Origin of the sequence: Ruegeria arenilitoris (assembly GCF_013035315.1) — a bacterium.
GTDB lineage: Bacteria > Pseudomonadota > Alphaproteobacteria > Rhodobacterales > Rhodobacteraceae > Ruegeria > Ruegeria arenilitoris_D.
On the sequence record NZ_WQHP01000004.1, the window covers coordinates 115,729 to 132,434 of the forward strand.

A 16,706-nucleotide genomic window follows, 5' to 3' on the forward strand; every position below is an offset into this window, starting at 1 on the left:
ACAGAACCTTTCTCACACAGAGGCGGCGGGCGCGGTCATCAATCAAGCGCGCCCCCTTGCCCCATTTTACGCAAACCGTCAACAATCTGTGCCAGCGCCATGCTGAGTGATCCCTTAGCCAACACGGTGTCACCGTCCTGAATCAGCTCAGGAAGCCGCGCTGCCATCTCGGCACTCGTCTCGAACCACAGCCCGCGTTTGTCCGTCGGAAGCGCACGGTGCAATGCCTGCATCAGTGGCCCGACGCAGTGCACCTTGTCCACGCGCTGCATGGCAGGAACCTCGGCCATCGCCGCATGCATGGCGATTTCATCAGCCCCCAACTCTTTCATATCGCCCAGAAAAGCGATGCGTCTTTGTCCTTGCGCAGCGGCCAGCACGTCCAATGCGGCCTCCATCGAGGTCGGGTTGGCGTTATAACTGTCATCCAACAACTCGATCCGCCCGCCATTGGCCAAAGCGATCTGTTCGCGCACTCCGCGCCCTTTGACCGGCGACCATCCGCCGAGGCCCGAAATCGCCTCGTTCAGATCAACGCCCATTTCGACGCAGGCCGCGAGGGCCCCCAGCGCATTCATCGCAAAGTGGGTTCCGGCAGACTGCACATCATATTCAATCTGCTGCCCGCCAACGTTCGCCGTTGCGTGCACCGAATTGGACTGCTGGGTTACACCGGTCAGCGTGTAGTCAGTGCCTTCGCGTCCAAACTCCACCGCCTTAGCACCGCGATCCCGCGCGCAATCGCGCAAGATATCCGCATGTTCGATGTCGGCGTTCACGATGGCCGAACCGCCTTCGGTCAGGCCGTAAAAGATCGCCGCTTTCTCATGCGCAATACCGGCCACCGAGTCGAATGCCTCAAGATGCACCGCCGCCACGGTCGTCACCAGCGCCACATGCGGACGGGCTTGCTGCGCCAGCGGAGAGATCTCTCCGGGGTGATTCATGCCAATCTCAATCACCGCGAAATCGGTGTCCCGTGGCATCCGGGCCAGTGTCAGCGGCACGCCCCAATGGTTGTTGTAGCTGGCAACACTCACATGGGTTTTTCCCTGCGTTTCCAGTATTGTAGCCAGCATTTCCTTGGTCGAAGTCTTGCCGACGCTGCCCGTTACACCCAGCACCCGCGCGCCAGTTCGGGCACGACCGGCCCGGCCCAGCGCTTCCAGCCCGGCCTGCACGTCATCTACGATCAACAGGGGCGCATCTTCAGCCACACCTTCGGGAATGCGCGACACCAGAGCCGCCCCTGCCCCCTTTTCCAAGGCCTGCGCGACAAAATCATGCCCGTCTCGCGCGGCTTTCAGCGCAACAAACAGATCGCCGGGTTGAATGGTGCGCGTGTCGATGGACACTCCATCGACCTTCCAATCCGAGGTCGCGCGTCCACCGGTTGCCTCAGAAGCCTCTGCCGCAGTCCAGAGCGTCATGCGACCCTCCCGTCCAAAGCGGCCACGCTGATGCTGGCCTGCTCGACATCATCAAACGGCAGAACCTGATCACCAACAATCTGGCCGGTTTCATGCCCTTTGCCCGCGATCAACAAGGCGTCGCCTGGTTGCAGAGCGTCGATACCGCGCAGGATTGCCTCGGCGCGGTCTCCGACCTCTGTCGCGTCCGGCGCGCCTTCCATAACGGCAGCGCGAATGGTTGCCGGATCTTCGCTGCGCGGGTTGTCGTTGGTCACAAAGACCACATCGGCGTTGTTGGCGGCGGCTTGCCCCATCAACGGGCGTTTGGTGGCATCGCGGTCCCCACCTGCACCAACGATGGCGATCAGCCGGCCCATGACATGCGGGCGCAGCGCCTTGAGCGCGGTCGCCACTGCGTCAGGCGTATGGGCATAATCCACGAACACCGCCGCCCCGTTTTCGCGGGTCGCGGCCAGTTGCATGCGGCCACGAACCGTTGTCAGATGCGGCAGTGTCTCGAACACGCGCTCTGGCTCATCCCCAGCCGCGATGACAAGGCCGCAGGCCAGCAGGATGTTTTCGGCCTGAAAGCCACCGATCAGGTTCAGGCGGGTTTGGAAAACCTTGCCCTGCCACGAAAACCGCAGATCCTGCCCCGTTGCGTCAAACCGCTGGTTGATCAGACACAGATCTGCTTCCCCCAGCCCAACCGTCAGTACTTTCTGACCGCGATCCTTGGCAATCCGGCGGACCTGAGCGCCTTTCGGGTCGCTCATGTTCACGACAACCGTGCCGTCCTGCGGCAGAACACGATCAAACAGACCCGCCTTGGCGTTGAAATACGCCTCGAACGTCTCATGATAATCCAGGTGGTCTTGGGTAAAGTTCGAAAACCCCGCAGCCGTTAATTGCACGCCGTCCAGGCGACGCTGTTCCAACCCGTGGGACGAAGCTTCCATCGCGGCATGGGTCACTCCGTTCTCGGTTGCCTCGGACAGGCAGCGATGCAGGGTGATCGGCTCGGGCGTGGTATGCGCCAGCGGAGCGGTCCAAGCGCCTTCGACCCCGGCTGTACCCAGATTGACGGCGGCATGACCCAGCTCGGTCCAGATCTGACGCACAAAGGTCGCGACAGAGGTTTTGCCGTTGGTGCCAGTCACCGCAACGATGGTCTGAGGCTGCGCGCCGAACCACAGCGCGGCGCTTCCCGCCAACGCCTGGCGCGGGTCTTCTACTACAATCAGGGCCGCATCGGACGCGGCCAGTTCGTTGGCGGCAATCTCGGCCCCTTCGGCATCCGTCAGGATAGCCGCTGCCCCCATGCGCAAAGCGTATTGGATAAACTCGCCGCCATGCACCCGTGTTCCGGGCAAAGCTGCAAACAGGAATCCGTCCTTCACCTCTCGGCTGTCGACGGCCAACCCGGTGATGTCAGGATTGGACCCGCCGCGCGCGGTCAGGGCCAGTTGGCTGAGTTTCTTTGTCCTTGTGCCCATGACCCACCTCTTGCCGGACAGCCTAATTTGAGGTCAGCGTTATAGCAGCGCCCGCATCAGGCTCAAGCCGGGGACGCAGGCCCAGCAGAGGCGCAATCCGACCGATCAGTTCTGCGGCCACGGGGACGGCTGTCCAGCCTGCCGTACGACGCTTTTCGCCATAGGCGACGATCGAGGGTTCATCCAGCGTGACGATCAGAACGTATTTCGGATCATAAGCCGGGAACAGCGTGGCAAAGGTCGAAATGACCTTGTCATCATAGTAGCCACCGCGCGGCTTGGGCTTGTCCGCTGTACCGGTTTTGCCGGCTACTTCGTAACCAGCCACATCGCCAAAGCTGGCCGTGCCATCAGTCACAACGCGGCGCAGCATGCCCTGCGCTTGCTTGGCAGCGCTTTCCGACATGACGCGCGGCCCGTATTGCGGCCCGTTCTTACGCAGGATCGTCGGACTGACATAGTGCCCACCGTTGGCAATCGCCGCGTAGCCAGCGGCCAGATGCATTGGGCTGGTCGACAGTCCGTGGCCATAGGAAATGGTTACCGTGCTCAACTCACCCCATTTCTTGGGCTTGAGCGGCTCGCCCCCCTTGGCCTCGACAATTTCGAATGGAGTTGGGTCGAACATGCCAAGCGCCTGCAGGAAATCCTGCTGCCGCTGCGCGCCGATCTGCAGCGCCAGCCGTCCGGTGCCCCGGTTCGAGCTGTGGACGATCACATCCGCGACGCTGATCTTGCCGTAGTTCTTGCCGTTGAACTCTCCAATCGGGAAACGGCCAATCTTCATCGGACCCGAAGTGTCGATGATCGTGTTTGAATTCACCAGACCCAGCTGAACCGCCTGAGCGGCTGTGAATATCTTGAAGACAGACCCCAGCTCATAAACGCCCTGCACATAGCGGTTGAACAGCGGGCTGTCCGACGGATCAAAGCCGGATGTCGGCGGGCGCGGGCGATCGTTGGGATCGAAGGATGGCAATGAGGCGGCCGAGATCACCTCGCCCGTATGCGCGTTCATCAAAACGGCTGATGCGCCCTTGGCGTTCATGATCTTCATGCCGCCATACAGCACCTGCTCGACGGCGGCCTGAACGGTCAAATCCAGCGAAAGCTGCAGTGGCTTATGGCCATTGGCCGGATCACGCAGATAATCGTCGAACTGCTTTTCGACGCCTGCAACGCCAATGACCTCGGCTGCGCTGACGCCTTCGCGCCCAAAGCTTGACCCGCCCAAGATGTGCGCGGCCAGACGACCATTCGGGTAGAGCCGCATCTCGCGCGGTCCGAAAAGAATGCCGGGATCGCCAATATCGTGCACCGCCTGTTTCTGCTCGGGCGAGATACGCTTCTTGATCCACAGGAACTTACGGTTGCCGGTGAAGTCCTTGACCAACCGCTCTTTGTCCAGATCAGGGAAGATCGCAACCAACTGATCTGCTGCCGCAATCGGGTCGATCATCAAGGGCGGCTGCGCGTAGACCGAATAGGTGTCCAGATTTGTCGCCAGAATGCGCCCTTCGCGGTCCACGATATTGGCGCGCTGCATCGCAATCGCTGCACCGGGGGCCGATGCGACAGGCTCTTGCGCCTCGGACGTGGCCAGCATGCCCATCCGAACACCCACCACCGAGAATGCGCAAAAGAAGAACAGGCCCAGCACCAGCAAGCGACCCTCTGCCCTCGCGCGGGCGCGGTCTTTCATGTCTTCGTGGCGTTTGTGGATGTTCTCACGTTCAATGGTTTTAGGGTTCTCTCCGCGCGCGCGCGCGTCGAGGATACGTGCCAGTGGGCGCAGGGGCGTACGGGTCATGGGATCTGCACCTCACCCAAGGCCTGAGTATCGGTGATCGCCTGCAGCTCGATCGGATCGACAATCGGCAGATCTGGATCCTCGGCATAGGCGATCTGGTCGGCGCGACCGAATTGTTCGGCCCGCAAGGGCAACAACCCCAGACGTTCGAAATTCAGATCGGCCAGCTCGCGCAAGCGGTCGGGCCGGTTCAAATAGGCCCATTCGGCGTTCAACACGGCCAGACGCACCTGCGCCATACCGATTTGACGCTGCAGGGTCTGAGTTTCCTTGACGACCTGCTGGGTACGGTAGTTCTCCTGATAGGCCCACAACGCCAGTCCGAACACGGACAGAGCAGTCAACACATACAAAACACTCTTCATTTTGCCCTTCCCCCCAGTTGCGGCATTCCAACAGCACGGGCTTCAATTTCCCCCGCCGGAGCCTCAGTCCGAATTGCGACGCGCAGCTTGGCCGAGCGCGCGCGCGGATTCTCTTGCAGTTCCTGATCATCCGGACCCACCGCCTTGCGGGTCTTGAGCGTGAACTGCGGCAGTTCCTGTTCAATCTCTGGCGCATAACGGTTGGCGCGTCCGGTTTTGCCTGCACGGGACTGAAAGAACCGTTTGACCATCCGGTCCTCGATCGAATGAAACGTCACGACCGCCAGTTGCCCGCCGGGTTTCAGGGCACGTTCTGCGGCCATCAGGCCCTGATACAGTTCCTCATATTCGGCATTTACCGCGATCCTCAGACCCTGAAAGCTGCGCGTAGCGGGATGGGACTGCCCCGGTTTGGGACGCGGCAGGCAGGATTCAATGATCTCGGCCAAACGCAATGTCGTGGTAATCGGTTCTTCGGAACGGGCTTTGACGATCGCCTTGGCAATGCGGCGGCTGGCGCGTTCTTCTCCGTAGTGGAACAGAATATCGGCCAATTGCGCCTCGGTCGCGGTGTTGACCAGATCAGCGGCGCTTTCGCCCTCCTGGCTCATGCGCATGTCCAACGGGCCATCTTTCATGAAGGAAAAGCCGCGCTCTGCCTGATCGAGCTGCATCGAGGATACGCCCAAGTCCAGAACGACCCCGTCCAGGTCCTGCGCGTACTCGTCCATGCGAGAGAACACACCGGGCTGCATCACCAACCGGTCACCATAGCCTCCGGCCCACTCGGCGGCCATTTCGAATGCCAGCGGATCGCGATCCACGCCGATAACCCTGTCGGCTCCGGCCTCCAACAGACCGCGAGTGTACCCACCTGCCCCGAACGTCCCGTCCAGCCAGACACCTGACACCGGCGCAACTGCCGCCAGCAAAGGGCGCAGCAGAACAGGGATATGAGGTTTGTCGGAAGGGGTATCAGCGCCGGCCATGCCGTTACGCATCCCCGGTGCCGTCAAGGAACTCCAGAGGATCAAAGTCCTCGGGCAGTTCGTCCAACCATTCTTCGGCAGCGGCCAATTCTTCGGATTCGTAGGTCTCGGGCTTCCAGATCTGGAACGTGTCACCAGCGGCGATGAAGAACGCCTCGCCCTCAAGCCCGATCTTGCTGCGCAGCTTGGCGGGCAGTACCAGACGACCGGTTTCGTCCACGGTGGTCGGGAAAGATTGACCGTGGAACATGCGCTGCAACATCTTCCGTTGCATCGAGCCACGTGGAAGCGCGTCGATTTTGGCGTCGACCTCGTCAATCGCCTGCATGGTATAGCATTCAAGGAACTTGCGGCGGTGGTCGCCGTATACAATCACCAGTTCAGGCGTGTCGCCGGGCTGCCAGTTGGGATCAGAGGCCTCAAGCACACGGCGAAACGAGGCCGGGATCGATACCCTGCCCTTCGTATCCACCTTGTGGTGGCTTTCACCTCTAAACCTGCGCGCCAAGACGACTGTCCCTTTCGCTTGCGCCCCACCTAAGTCTCACGTTCCCCCCGGATGAAAAACGGCGGGTTGATCTGCTGCCACTGATCAACCCGCCGCATTGACCCGCTGAGCGGGATGTCCAGCTGCGCGCGCCACCTGGGGGGATGTCTGCTCGCCCGCGCGCCGGATCTCTTGATTGATGAAAGCGAGATGCCTGTATGAAACCTGATATTTTATTTGGTTCGGGGTCGTTTTGCGCCCCATGTGCCTCGTCCTCATCGGATGAATAAGGGATGACATGGGAATTTATGGAAATCAACAGGAAATTTTCAGACTCTCTGCCAACGTCGGCACTCTAGACGAGCTTAAAACTGAAGAAAATCAACATTTGCGCACAACCAGTAGACTCCACCCTCCAGAGAAACACTAAATAAGCCAAAAATATGGCATCACCCAAAACGTCCCACGAATTCCCAGAAAAATTCCCCCTTCACCGAGATTCTCAGAAAAAACAGCAAATCGAGTGATTTTTGCAACGAATCACGCAGCGAGAAATCACCATTGGTCACGGCTTTTCCCACCCATCGCAATTGACGCCCATGATTTCCCATAGGGGGGTCATCACCGACCCTTAGGCCCTTGAGCGTACTCCGGACGCACAAGAATTAACGAAACCTGCTGAAAAAACCCGCACCACTCTCAAACCTGAAATATCAGACTGAAACTTGCCCCAACGGAAGATGACTCAAAGGGCCATATTTTATTGGAGTCTTTGGCCGCTCGTTTTCAACCAGTTGATATCTATGCATTTGCTGCATAGCGGCATTGACGTTGCCAGGTATTGTGCAATCGCAGCATTTGCCTATTTTCAGTCTCAAGCAAGCGCCGGGCATCACCGGCAACAACGAATAGATCGAGTTAATCAAATGGCTGTAGCAACACAGAACACCGCGCTCAAAGGCGTACCGGCAACTGGCCTGGCTTCGCTGTTTGAGGCTGCAAAGACACGGTTCGCGCGGTACCGCATTTATCGCCAGACGGTCAACGAACTGTCTGAACTGTCGAACCGCGAACTGGCTGATCTGGGCCTTCACCGCTCGATGATCCGCCGCCTGGCCCTGCAAGCGGCCGAAGACCACGTCGCACGGTAAGCGAAACAGAAACACCGAGATCAGGTCCTTCCTCCTCCCTTAGGACCTGTATTTCAGCGGCAACGTCTCTCCTCCTCCCTGACGTTGCCGCACCTTATACCGGCCCTGAACGCCGGAACATGATACACCGGGTACTCCTCCTCCCTTTCCCGGTGTTGAAAGCGCGCGGCGACGTCTCTCCTCCTCCCTGACGTCGCCGCGTCTTACTCATACCGGGATCAAACCCGGGTTCGGATACATCAGGGCTCTCCTCCTCCCTGCCTTGGTGTTGAAAAGAACGGCGGTTCCCCCTCCTCCTCCCTGGGAACCGCCGTTTTTGTTTTCCTGAGTTGGAATGTAGGATGAATGCCTGAACCGATAGTCAGGAGCTTCCAATGGCCGCCTATTTCATCGCGCAGATTTCCATTCACGACCCGGACGGGTACCAGAAGTATCTTGAAGGATTCATGCCGGTCTTTGATCGGCACGGCGGCCGCTTGCTTACAGTTTCATCCAAACCGGTAGAATTGATTGAGGGCACTTGGGCGGAAAACGGCGTTGTTTTGATGGAATTTCCATCGATAGAAGCTGCCAAGGCGTGGAAGGACGACCCCGACTATATTGAACTGGCAAAAATCCGGCATCGTACAGCGACGGCCAATATGGTTCTGGTCGAAGGGCTTTAAAACGGAACATCATCCTTGGCAGACAGAAAGCGGGAAACCACCTTCTTGATTCCAGCCTTATCGAAATCGACTTCGACCTTGTCGCCTTCGATCCCAATCACCGCGCCATAGCCGAATTTTTGATGGAACACCCGTTCGCCGAGGGTGAAACTGGCCACAGCTGTAGCATCGATCACCGTATTTCGGCTCTCCCGCGGTTGCGACGTCCCGAACTGGCCCTGCCGCGCCTGCATCCGCTTCCAACCCGGCGAATTGTAAACGTTGGCTTCTGCCGCGCGGGTCTCGATGCCAGCGGTTGTCTGACCGCCCCCGTAAAGGCCCGGAGGTGTGAGGACTTCAACATGGTCTTCGGGCAGCTCATCGATGAAACGAGACGGCATGGCGTTCTGCCATTGACCGAATACCCGACGGTTTGCGGCAAAGGAGATGGTACAGACTTCTTCTGCGCGCGTGATTCCGACATAGGCCAGCCGCCGCTCTTCCTCGAGCCCCTTGATCCCGGATTCATCCATCGAGCGCTGCGAGGGGAACAGCCCGTCTTCCCAGCCCGGTAGAAACACAGCCGGAAACTCCAAGCCCTTTGCAGCGTGCAAAGTCATGATCGAGACTTTGGCCCCGTCACCGTCCTGCTCATTGTCCATCACCAGGCTGACATGCTCCAGGAACCCTTGCAGATTTTCGAAATTGTCCAACTGGTTGACCAATTCCTTGAGGTTTTCCAACCGCCCCGGTGCTTCTGGCGTCTTTTCGTTTTGCCAATGAGCGGTATAGCCGGACTCGTCCAGAATGATCTGCGCCAGTTCGATATGCGACACCTCAGGTTCGCCAAACCGCAAAGGAGCGCCATCATCTATGACCGTGTCATCGTCGACCTCGATCCGAGGGCCTCGCGTCATCGCATTCCACCGCGCCAGCCCATCGATCAGTTCGCGCAGCGCCTTGCCACCCTTACCTTTGATCAACCCGTTATCGACCGCGATCCGAGCGCCATCGACCAAAGACACGCCATTTTCGCGCGCTGTCATCTGGATCGTCTGCTGCGCCTTGTCACCAAGCCCACGTTTGGGCGTGTTCACGATCCGCTCGAACGCCAGATCATCGCCGGGGCTGACCACCAGCCGGAAATAGGCCATCGCATCGCGAATCTCCATCCGCTCATAGAAACGGGGGCCACCGATGACCTTATAGGGCAGACCGATCGTCAGGAACCGGTCCTCAAACGCGCGCATTTGATGAGAAGCACGAACAAGAATCGCGATTTCGTCCAGATTGAAGGGCCGTACACCGCGCGTTCCGCCCTGCATCGCGTCGATCTCTTCTCCGATCCAACGCGCCTCTTCCTCGCCATCCCAATGGCCGATCAGACGAACTTTCTCGCCATCTTGCGCGTCGGTCCACAATTCCTTGCCCAAGCGGCTTTCGTTGCCCCGGATGACATTGGACGCTGCCGCCAGAATATGCGGGGTCGAGCGGTAGTTCTGCTCAAGCCGCACGACATAAGCGCCGGGGAAATCCTTCTCAAACCGCAGGATGTTGCCCACCTCGGCCCCGCGCCAGCCATAAATTGACTGATCATCGTCTCCTACGCAACAAATGTTCTTATGCGCCCCAGCCAGCAACCTCAGCCACAGATACTGAGCGACGTTCGTATCCTGATACTCGTCCACCAGGATGTAACGGAACCAGCGCTGGTATTGCTCCAGCACGTCCTGATGGGTTTGAAAGATGGTGACCATGTGCAGCAGCAGATCACCAAAATCCACCGCATTCAGTTCGCGCAGCCGGGTCTGATATTGGGCATATATCTCAACGCCTTTGTGGTTATAGGCCCCAGCGTCTGCAGCAGGAACTTTGTCCGGCGTCAGGGCGCGATTTTTCCAGTCGTCGATTATCCCGGCCAACATCCGAGCGGGCCAGCGTTTGTCATCAATATTGGATGCCTGAATCAACTGCTTGAGCAGGCGCAGCTGATCGTCCGTATCCAGAATGGTGAAATTCGACTTCAGATCGACCAGCTCTGCATGCCGCCGCAGCAGCTTGACGCAGATCGAATGAAAGGTGCCCAACCACGGCATTCCCTCGGCCGGTTGGCCCAGCAAACGACCGACGCGGTTCTTCATCTCGCGCGCGGCCTTGTTGGTGAAGGTCACCGACAAAATCTCATTGGGGCGTGCCCGCCCGGTGCTAAGCAGATGGGCAATTCGCGCTGTGAGCGCCTTGGTTTTACCGGTCCCCGCCCCAGCCAACATCAGAACAGGACCGTCCAGCCGCTCAACCGCCTCGCGTTGTGCCGGGTTCAACTCGTCCAAATAAGGCATAGGGCGCGCAGCCATCGCGCGCGCGGACAGTGATGCGCCCTCAAAGGCGTCCATTTCGTCGAAACTGCTCATAGCTGTAAAACTACGCCGGATGCGCGACGAGGGAAAGGGTTTGTTCACGCCTTGTTCGCCCTATTTTTTGCAGTCAATTGCTCGCGAGCTGGCGCAGCGCGCTCTCCGCATAAGGCATGATGGCAGGTCAAAAGCCTAAAATCCTTGCCGAATCGCGCCTTAGGTCTGATCAATCCGTATGGATCTTCACAGTCGTTACCCCGGCATTGCCGACCTGAAACACCGCGCACAGCGCAGAATACCGCATTTTGTGTGGGAGTATCTGGACAGCGGCACCGGGGTCGAGGCCACCCTGCACCGCAACCGCGCAGGGTTGGATCGCGTTGGGTTTCTGCCCTCGATCCTGCACGGACCGATGGAGTTCGACACATCGACCACGTTTCTGGGCCATACGTACCCTCTGCCTTTCGGCGTTGCGCCAATTGGCATGGCCGGGTTGATCTGGCCCGATGCCGAAGGCCATCTGGCCCGCGCTGCCGCCAAAGCCGGGCTGCCGTTCACCCTTTCGAACGTTGCCAGCCAAAGTCCGGAAGACGTCGCGCCTCATCTGGGGGAAAATGCGTGGTTCCAACTGTACCCGCCCAAAGATCCAGATATTCGCAAGGACCTTTTGCAACGGGTGCGCGACGCCGGGTTCACTACGCTGGTGATGACCGCAGACGTGCCGGTCGCGTCCCGGCGCGAGCGCCAGACGCGCTCGGGGCTGACAAACCCACCAAGGTTGACGCCGCGCCTGCTGGCGCAAATCATGATGCGTCCTGAATGGGCACTTGGGATGGCCCGCAGTGGCCCGCCGCGCATGCGGACGCTGGACAAGTACACGGACAACTCCAGCAACCTGCCGCCGACAGCCCACGTGGGATACTTGCTGCGCACCTCGCCGGATATGGAATACGTGCACTGGTTGCGTGATGCATGGGATGGCCCCCTGATCGTGAAGGGCGTGCAACGCCCCGAGGATGCCGCACCACTTCAGCAAGCCGGGGTGGATGCCATCTGGATTTCGAATCACGGCGGTCGCCAATTCGATGGTGCCCCCGCCAGTGTCGACGCCCTGCCCGCTATTCGCGCGGCCACAGACTTGCCGCTGATCTTTGACAGCGGGATCGAAAGTGGTCTGGACATCCTGCGCGCCAAGGCGCTGGGAGCCGATTTCGTGATGTTGGGGCGCGGCTTTATGTATGCCCTTGGGGCCTTGGGCGCCCAAGGTCCGGCTCATGCTATCGATATTTTGCGGCAGGATATGCAGGCCAACATGGGCCAGTTGGGGGCCGAGTCGCTAGCCGATCTTCCGCCGATCACACCGCTTGCCGATGCCGCAATGCAGCGCTAGAAGAAAGATAGCGCTAACAGGGGGCGTTTGCGAGCGTTAACATGCCGGTTCTACCCAGAACGACTGATATACGTGCGCGTATTGTCCGCCTATCAACACGGCCAAACAAGTAGGACCGGGACCCGACATGACTGACTTCAATAAGATCCTGATCGCCAACCGCGGCGAGATTGCCATTCGCGTGATGCGCGCAGCCAATGAGATGGGCAAACGCACCGTCGCTGTCTTCGCCGAGGAAGATAAGCTGGGCTTGCACCGTTTCAAGGCAGACGAGGCATATCGCATCGGCGAAGGGATGGGACCGGTCGCGGCATATCTGAGCATCGACGAGATTATTCGTGTGGCGAAGGAATGCGGCGCCGACGCGATCCACCCCGGCTATGGCCTGTTGTCCGAAAACCCCGATTTCGTGGATGCCTGTGTGAAAAACGGCATCACCTTCATTGGCCCCAAAGCCGAGACCATGCGCGCGCTGGGTGACAAGGCAAGCGCGCGTCGAGTGGCCATTGCAGCGGGCGTGCCCGTGATCCCCGCAACCGAGGTTCTGGGCGACGACATGGACGCAATCCGCGCTGAGGCCAAAGAGATCGGCTATCCGCTGATGCTGAAAGCCAGCTGGGGCGGCGGCGGGCGCGGCATGCGTCCGATCAACTCGGCAGACGAGTTGGAAGAAAAGGTTCTGGAAGGCCGTCGCGAGGCCGAGGCAGCATTCGGCAACGGTGAGGGGTATCTGGAAAAGATGATCACCCGCGCCCGCCACGTCGAGGTGCAGGTTCTGGGCGACAAACACGGTGAGATTTACCACCTGTACGAACGGGATTGCTCAGTCCAGCGTCGGAACCAGAAGGTCGTTGAACGCGCCCCTGCCCCGTATCTGTCGGAAGAACAACGCGCCGAGATTTGTGAGCTGGGTCGCAAAATCTGCGCCCACGTGAACTATGAATGCGCCGGCACCGTCGAATTCCTGATGGATATGGAATCCGGCAAATTCTACTTCATCGAAGTGAACCCCCGGGTACAGGTGGAACACACGGTCACCGAGGAAGTCACCGGCATCGACATTGTTCAGGCACAGATCCTGATTGCCGAAGGGAAGACTCTGGCCGAGGCGACTGGTGCCGCAAGCCAGGCAGACGTGCATTTGACCGGCCATGCATTGCAAACCCGGATCACCACGGAAGATCCGCAGAACAACTTCATCCCTGATTACGGCCGCATCACGGCCTATCGCTCGGCCACCGGCATGGGTATCCGTCTGGACGGCGGCACCGCATACGCGGGCGGCGTCATCACCCGCTACTACGACTCGTTGCTGACCAAAGTCACCGCCAAGGCCCCGACGCCCGAGGCGGCAATTGCCCGTATGGACCGCGCCCTGCGCGAGTTCCGTATTCGCGGCGTCAGCACCAATATCGACTTTGTCATCAACCTGCTGAAACACCCGACCTTCCTATCGAATGAATACACCACCAAGTTCATCGACACGACGCCGGACCTGTTCAGCTTCAAGCGCCGCCGCGACCGGGGCACCAAAGTTCTGACTTACATCGCCGACATCACGGTGAACGGTCACCCCGAGACCAAGGATCGCCCGGAACCCCGCGCCGATCTGAAAGAGGCCAAGGCCCCCGCACCCAAGGCCGAGCCGCAGATGGGCACCCGAAACCTGCTGGAACAAAAAGGCCCGCAGGCCGTGGCCGACTGGATGAAAGCCCAGCGGCAACTGCTGATCACCGACACCACCATGCGTGATGGGCACCAGTCGCTTCTGGCGACCCGGATGCGCTCGATCGACATGATCAAGGTGGCCCCGACATATGCGGCCAACCTGCCGCAATTGTTCAGTGTCGAATGCTGGGGCGGCGCGACCTTCGACGTGGCCTACCGCTTCTTGCAGGAATGCCCATGGCAGCGCCTGCGCGATCTACGCGAAGCGATGCCGAATCTGATGACGCAGATGTTGCTGCGCGGCGCGAATGGTGTGGGTTACACCAACTACCCCGACAACGTCGTTCAGGAATTCGTGCGTCAGGCATCGGAAAACATCGACGTGTTCCGCGTCTTCGACTCGCTGAACTGGGTCGAGAATATGCGCGTCGCGATGGACGCTGTCGTAGAGAACGGCAAGATCTGTGAAGGCACCGTTTGCTATACCGGCGACATTCTGGACCCGGATCGTGCCAAGTATGACCTGAAATACTACGTCGGCATGGCGAAAGAGTTGCGCGACGCAGGCGCGCATATTCTGGGCCTGAAAGACATGGCTGGTCTGCTGAAACCCGCTTCGGCCAAAATCCTGATTCGCGCTCTGAAGGAAGAAGTCGGCCTGCCGATCCACTTCCACACCCACGACACCGCAGGCATCGCCAGCGCAACCATTTTGGCGGCGTCCGAGGCCGGCGTCGACGCGGTGGACTGCGCGATGGACAGCTTCAGCGGCAACACGTCCCAGGCAACGTTGGGTACTGTTGTCGAGGCGCTGCGCCACACCGACCGTGACACCGGGCTGGACATCAAGGCGATCCGCGAAATCAGCGATTACTTCGAGGCGGTTCGTGGTCAGTACGCGGCCTTCGAATCCAGCCTGCAAGCCCCGGCATCCGAGGTCTATCTGCACGAAATGCCCGGCGGGCAGTTCACCAACCTCAAGGCGCAAGCCCGCTCACTGGGGCTGGAAGAGCGCTGGCACGAGGTTGCCCAGATGTATGCGGACGTGAACCAGATGTTCGGAGACATTGTGAAGGTGACCCCATCCTCCAAGGTTGTCGGTGACATGGCACTGATGATGGTCAGCCAGGGCCTGACTCGTTCCGATGTGGAAAGCCCGCAGACGGACGTAGCCTTCCCCGACTCGGTCGTGGACATGATGCGCGGCAACCTGGGTCAGCCTCCGGGCGGTTTCCCGGACACCATCGTCAAGAAGGTGTTGAAGGACGAAGCCCCCAACACCGACCGACCGGGCAAAGACGTGCCGCCTGTTGATCTTGAGGCCACACGCGCCGAGCTGTCGCAATTGCTGGAAGGCAAAGAGGTAGATGACGAGGATCTGAACGGCTACCTGATGTATCCCAAGGTGTTCCTGGATTACATGGGCCGCCACCGGATCTACGGCCCAGTTCGGGCACTGCCAACCCGCACGTTCTTCTATGGCATGGAACCGGGAGAAGAGATCACTGCGGAAATCGATCCCGGTAAGACCCTGGAAATCCGCTGTCAGGCCATCGGTGAGACCGATGAGAAGGGTGAGGTCAAAGTGTTCTTTGAACTCAACGGCCAACCCCGCGTAATCCGGGTTCCGAACCGTTTGGTGACCTCGACGACTCAATCGCGCCCGAAGGCCGAGGCAGGCAACGCCAACCACATTGGCGCGCCGATGCCAGGCGTGGTGGCTACCGTCGCCGTAAGCGCGGGACAAGAGGTCAAGGAAGGCGATCTGCTGCTGACCATCGAGGCAATGAAGATGGAGACCGGCATCCATGCCGAGCGTGATGCAACGGTCAAGGCGGTGCACGTCCAGCCCGGCGGTCAGATTGACGCAAAGGACCTACTGGTCGAGTTGGAATGAACAGCCTAACGTTCTAGGCAACGAAGGGCCGCTCGGGCAACCGGGCGGCCTTTTTTGTAGCCCAGAAAGGATCAGATCATGCTGTCTATCACCCCCGTCTATGCCGCGTTGCTGGCCCTTCTTTATGTCGCGCTCAGTGTGCGGGTCATCATGCAACGCCGGGGTGACAAGATATCCTATGGCGATGGCGGCAACACAAACATGCTCAAGGTGATGCGGACGCATTCGAACTTTGCGGAATACGCGCCGTTTGCTCTGCTGATGATCGCTATGGTCGAACTGCAAGGTGCAGGCGCTTGGCTGGTCAACCTGCTTGGGCTGGGTATTCTGTCCGGTCGTGTGCTGCATGCCTATGGCTTTGGCCGCAAACCGCAGATCGTGATATTGCGCCAGATCGGCATGCTGTTGACATTTGCCGTCCTGATCATCGCGGCGATCGCCAGCCTTCTGCTGGCGCTGTGATCCAGCTGGCTGGGCTTAGCTCGCCAGAACTCGCGTTTCGATTCGGGGGGCTTCGTTAAAGTGCGGTTGCACGTCCCCCACTCGGTCCTCCTCTTTCCCGGCAAGGGTTGAGGCCAATACAATCATTGCAGCCAGGGCCACCATTTTCAGGTCCTTCAATTGCGCCATTTTTTCACCTCCACTGTTATTATTCTTCAAAGCTCTGGTTCCTGAACGATTAACTGGCGCAGTTCCGTCGCAAATAATTTTCCGCTTTTTTGTTTTTTCCGCTTGCAGCCCCGCGTGGGAATTTATACATCCCTCCTCACTCAACGGCGCGGGCGTAGCTCAGGGGTAGAGCATAACCTTGCCAAGGTTAGGGTCGGGCGTTCGAATCGCCTCGCCCGCTCCATTGAGAGACCGAAAGGTCAAAATTTGTATCTGATGCGGGCGTAGCTCAGGGGTAGAGCATAACCTTGCCAAGGTTAGGGTCGGGCGTTCGAATCGCCTCGCCCGCTCCAGATACCAAACTCTCCAAACCTTCTGGTTCTTTCGATGTCATTGCGGCATCCTCGGGGTTGTACGCAACCACGACGGAGACG

The 16,706-nt window shown here is 59.3% G+C and carries 12 protein-coding genes and 2 tRNA genes; 7 read left to right on the top strand and 7 right to left on the bottom strand.

The annotated features are described in order from the left end of the window. Nucleotides 1-38: 38 nt before the first annotated feature. From GOV53_RS10315 to mraZ, 6 genes are read right to left on the bottom strand one after another with little or no spacing between them, the layout of a single operon-like run. Nucleotides 39-1,430: a UDP-N-acetylmuramoyl-tripeptide--D-alanyl-D-alanine ligase gene (locus GOV53_RS10315; protein ID WP_170466242.1), complete on the bottom strand. Its 1,392-nt coding sequence runs from the start codon at nucleotides 1,428-1,430 to the stop codon at nucleotides 39-41. After that, a complete protein-coding gene (locus tag GOV53_RS10320) occupies nucleotides 1,427-2,908 on the bottom strand; it encodes a UDP-N-acetylmuramoyl-L-alanyl-D-glutamate--2,6-diaminopimelate ligase (RefSeq protein ID WP_170466246.1) in 1,482 nt (493 codons plus the stop codon). The genes GOV53_RS10315 and GOV53_RS10320 overlap by 4 nt, the downstream gene beginning before the upstream one ends. Nucleotides 2,909-2,930: 22 nt before the next feature. Continuing rightward, a complete protein-coding gene (locus GOV53_RS10325) occupies nucleotides 2,931-4,718 on the bottom strand; it encodes a peptidoglycan D,D-transpeptidase FtsI family protein (RefSeq protein WP_170466248.1) in 1,788 nt (595 codons plus the stop codon). Next, the gene (gene ftsL, locus GOV53_RS10330; protein WP_170422727.1) at nucleotides 4,715-5,083 is read right to left on the bottom strand and encodes a cell division protein FtsL; all 369 of its coding nucleotides are present in this window, start codon (nucleotides 5,081-5,083) and stop codon (nucleotides 4,715-4,717) included. Before ftsL ends, GOV53_RS10325 begins: the two co-directional genes overlap by 4 nt. Next, complete coding sequence (gene rsmH, locus GOV53_RS10335; RefSeq protein WP_170422729.1) at nucleotides 5,080-6,072, bottom strand: 16S rRNA (cytosine(1402)-N(4))-methyltransferase RsmH; 993 nt, start codon at nucleotides 6,070-6,072, stop codon at nucleotides 5,080-5,082. Before rsmH ends, ftsL begins: the two co-directional genes overlap by 4 nt. Nucleotides 6,073-6,076: 4 nt before the next feature. Beyond that, nucleotides 6,077-6,580 (bottom strand): division/cell wall cluster transcriptional repressor MraZ, encoded by a 504-nt coding sequence (mraZ, locus tag GOV53_RS10340; RefSeq protein ID WP_170466250.1) that lies wholly within the window; start codon nucleotides 6,578-6,580, stop codon nucleotides 6,077-6,079. A gap of 905 nt (nucleotides 6,581-7,485) precedes the next feature. Here mraZ and GOV53_RS10345 point away from each other — a divergent pair. Together GOV53_RS10345 and GOV53_RS10350 are read left to right on the top strand one after the other, a co-directional pair. Further along, nucleotides 7,486-7,710 carry a DUF1127 domain-containing protein gene (locus tag GOV53_RS10345; RefSeq protein WP_170422733.1) on the top strand — a complete coding sequence of 75 codons (225 nt, stop codon included), beginning with the start codon at nucleotides 7,486-7,488 and terminating at the stop codon, nucleotides 7,708-7,710. A gap of 374 nt (nucleotides 7,711-8,084) precedes the next feature. Beyond that, entirely contained in the window at nucleotides 8,085-8,375 is a 291-nt protein-coding gene (locus tag GOV53_RS10350) for a DUF1330 domain-containing protein (protein ID WP_170466254.1), read from the top strand. Here the strand turns inward: GOV53_RS10350 and GOV53_RS10355 are convergent. Further along, entirely contained in the window at nucleotides 8,372-10,765 is a 2,394-nt protein-coding gene (locus GOV53_RS10355; RefSeq protein WP_170466257.1) for an ATP-dependent helicase, read from the bottom strand. The genes GOV53_RS10350 and GOV53_RS10355 overlap by 4 nt on opposite strands. 178 nt (nucleotides 10,766-10,943) lie before the next feature. Here GOV53_RS10355 and GOV53_RS10360 point away from each other — a divergent pair, with 178 nt between their 5' ends. The 5 genes from GOV53_RS10360 (at nucleotide 10,944) to GOV53_RS10380 (ending at nucleotide 16,625) form a co-directional block, all read left to right on the top strand. After that, on the top strand, nucleotides 10,944-12,098 hold the full coding sequence (locus GOV53_RS10360) for an alpha-hydroxy acid oxidase (protein WP_170466260.1): 1,155 nt from the start codon (nucleotides 10,944-10,946) through the stop codon (nucleotides 12,096-12,098). 127 nt (nucleotides 12,099-12,225) lie between these two features. After that, nucleotides 12,226-15,663, top strand: coding sequence for a pyruvate carboxylase (locus GOV53_RS10365; RefSeq protein ID WP_170466262.1), 3,438 nt, complete (start codon nucleotides 12,226-12,228; stop codon nucleotides 15,661-15,663). 78 nt (nucleotides 15,664-15,741) lie between these two features. Continuing rightward, nucleotides 15,742-16,125 (top strand): MAPEG family protein, encoded by a 384-nt coding sequence (locus GOV53_RS10370; RefSeq protein WP_170466265.1) that lies wholly within the window; start codon nucleotides 15,742-15,744, stop codon nucleotides 16,123-16,125. A gap of 316 nt (nucleotides 16,126-16,441) precedes the next feature. Further along, nucleotides 16,442-16,516 (top strand) — tRNA-Gly (locus tag GOV53_RS10375). A gap of 34 nt (nucleotides 16,517-16,550) precedes the next feature. Further along, nucleotides 16,551-16,625, top strand: a tRNA-Gly gene (locus GOV53_RS10380). Nucleotides 16,626-16,706 lie beyond the last annotated feature (81 nt).

Excerpts from the sequence above, each read along its gene's own strand:
- GOV53_RS10355 (WP_170466257.1), bottom strand. The coding sequence starts at position 10,765 with ATGAGCAGTTTCGACGAAATGGACGCCTTTGAGGGCGCATCACTGTCC.
- GOV53_RS10365 (WP_170466262.1), top strand. The coding sequence starts at position 12,226 with ATGACTGACTTCAATAAGATCCTGATCGCCAACCGCGGCGAGATTGCC.
- ftsL (WP_170422727.1), bottom strand. The coding sequence starts at position 5,083 with ATGAAGAGTGTTTTGTATGTGTTGACTGCTCTGTCCGTGTTCGGACTG.
- GOV53_RS10370 (WP_170466265.1), top strand. The coding sequence starts at position 15,742 with ATGCTGTCTATCACCCCCGTCTATGCCGCGTTGCTGGCCCTTCTTTAT.
- GOV53_RS10315 (WP_170466242.1), bottom strand. The coding sequence starts at position 1,430 with ATGACGCTCTGGACTGCGGCAGAGGCTTCTGAGGCAACCGGTGGACGC.
- GOV53_RS10325 (WP_170466248.1), bottom strand. The coding sequence starts at position 4,718 with ATGACCCGTACGCCCCTGCGCCCACTGGCACGTATCCTCGACGCGCGC.
- GOV53_RS10320 (WP_170466246.1), bottom strand. The coding sequence starts at position 2,908 with ATGGGCACAAGGACAAAGAAACTCAGCCAACTGGCCCTGACCGCGCGC.
- GOV53_RS10350 (WP_170466254.1), top strand. The coding sequence starts at position 8,085 with ATGGCCGCCTATTTCATCGCGCAGATTTCCATTCACGACCCGGACGGG.
- GOV53_RS10360 (WP_170466260.1), top strand. The coding sequence starts at position 10,944 with ATGGATCTTCACAGTCGTTACCCCGGCATTGCCGACCTGAAACACCGC.
- GOV53_RS10345 (WP_170422733.1), top strand. The coding sequence starts at position 7,486 with ATGGCTGTAGCAACACAGAACACCGCGCTCAAAGGCGTACCGGCAACT.
- rsmH (WP_170422729.1), bottom strand. The coding sequence starts at position 6,072 with ATGGCCGGCGCTGATACCCCTTCCGACAAACCTCATATCCCTGTTCTG.